The sequence below is a fragment of the Azospirillum formosense genome (assembly GCF_013340925.1).
Lineage (GTDB): Bacteria > Pseudomonadota > Alphaproteobacteria > Azospirillales > Azospirillaceae > Azospirillum > Azospirillum formosense.
In genome coordinates this window covers 1-1,599 of record NZ_WHOR01000485.1, presented here as the reverse complement: position 1 = coordinate 1,599, position 1,599 = coordinate 1, and the positions used below count along the sequence as shown (strand labels likewise).

General features: G+C 72.1%; 2 protein-coding genes. Both read left to right on the top strand.

Annotation, left to right across the window (positions count from 1 at the left end; translation table 11 throughout):
- Nucleotides 1-1,221: bifunctional glutamate N-acetyltransferase/amino-acid acetyltransferase ArgJ (gene argJ / locus GBZ26_RS29275; protein WP_247884956.1), on the top strand; the 1,221-nt coding region annotated here is incomplete at its 5' end.
- Between the two features lie 28 nt (nucleotides 1,222-1,249).
- Nucleotides 1,250-1,599: GNAT family N-acetyltransferase (locus tag GBZ26_RS29270; protein ID WP_174441784.1), on the top strand; the 350-nt coding region annotated here is incomplete at its 3' end.

Sequence of the window (1,599 nt, the reverse complement as noted above, 5' to 3'; positions counted from 1 at the left end):
CCCTTGGCACCCGCCGGCTTCCCGACGCTCCCGCCCGTGGCGGGCGTGCGCATCGCCACCGCCAACAGCGGCATCCGATACAAGGGCCGCGACGACCTGATGCTGGCCGTGCTCGACGAGGGCACGACGGTGGCCGGCGTGCTGACCAAGTCGCTGACCTGCTCCGCCCCGGTGATCTGGTGCCGCGACAGCCTGCCCCGCGGCTCGGCCCGCGCGGTCGTGGTCAACGCCGGCAACGCCAACGCCTTCACCGGCAAGGCCGGCGACGCCACCGTCCAGGCGACGGTCGAGGCCGCGGCGAAGATCGCCGGCTGCGCCACCGACGAGGTCTATGTCGCCTCCACCGGCGTGATCGGCATCCCGCTGGCCGCCGACGCCATCGCCAAGGTCCTGCCGGGCATGGTGCCGGCGCTGAAGAACGATTCGGCGGCGCTGGAGGCCGGGGCGCGGGCCATCATGACCACCGACACCTTCGCCAAGGGCTCGACCCGTCAGGTCGCCATCGGCGGGACGACCGTGACGATCAGCGGCTTCGCCAAGGGCTCCGGCATGATCGCCCCGGACATGGCGACCATGCTGGGCTTCCTCTTCACCGACGCGGCCATCGCCGCCCCGGCGCTGCAGTCCATGCTGTCGGAGTTCACGGAGCGCAGCTTCAACGCCATCACGGTGGACGGCGACACCTCGACCAGCGACACGCTGCTGCTGTTCGCCACCGGCAAGGCCGGCAACGCCCCGGTGACCGACGCCAACGCGCCGGAGCTGGCCGCGTTCCGCAAGGCGCTGGAGGAGGTGATGCTCGACCTCGCGCTGCAGATCGTGCGCGACGGCGAGGGGGCGACCAAGTTCGTCTCGATCACGCTGGTCGGCGCCGAGAGCGACGCCGCCGCCAAGCGCATCGCGCTCACCGTCGCCAACTCCCCGCTGGTCAAAACCGCGCTGGCCGGCGAGGACGCCAACTGGGGCCGCATCGTCGCCGCCATCGGGCGGGCCGGCGAGCGGGCCGACCGCGACCTCATCAAGATCACCATCGGCGGCACGCTGATCTGCGCCGAGGGCATGGAGGTTCCGGGCTACGACGAGGCGCCGGTCGCCGCCCACATGAAGGGCCAGGAGATCGACGTGCACATCGACCTGGGCATCGGCACCGGCAAGTCCCGCGTCTGGACCTGCGACCTGACCCACGGCTACATCGACATCAACGGTTCTTATCGGAGCTGAGGCCGGAGCTGAGACCGGACTTGGTGCCATGACCGGCGCGCCCCTGCCCGACCGCCTCGACACCGCGCGGCTGACACTCCGCCCCTTCCGCCTGGAGGATGTGGAGCGTTTCGTGCCGCTGATCGGGGAGTGGGAGGTGGCGCGCTGGCTCGCCCGCGTGCCCCACCCTTACGGCCTGGAGGACGGGCGCGCCTGGGTCGCCCTGGCCGCCCGCAACCGGGCGGAGCGCGTGTCGCTCGACCTGCTGGCGGTCCGTAAGGACGATGACCAGCCGGTGGGCGGCGTCGGGGTGATCCTGGCGGACGGCGAGGGCGGCTATTGGCTCGGCCCGCCGCACCCGGGGCTCGGGTACAGACCCGAGGTTCAGCGGGGCTGCCG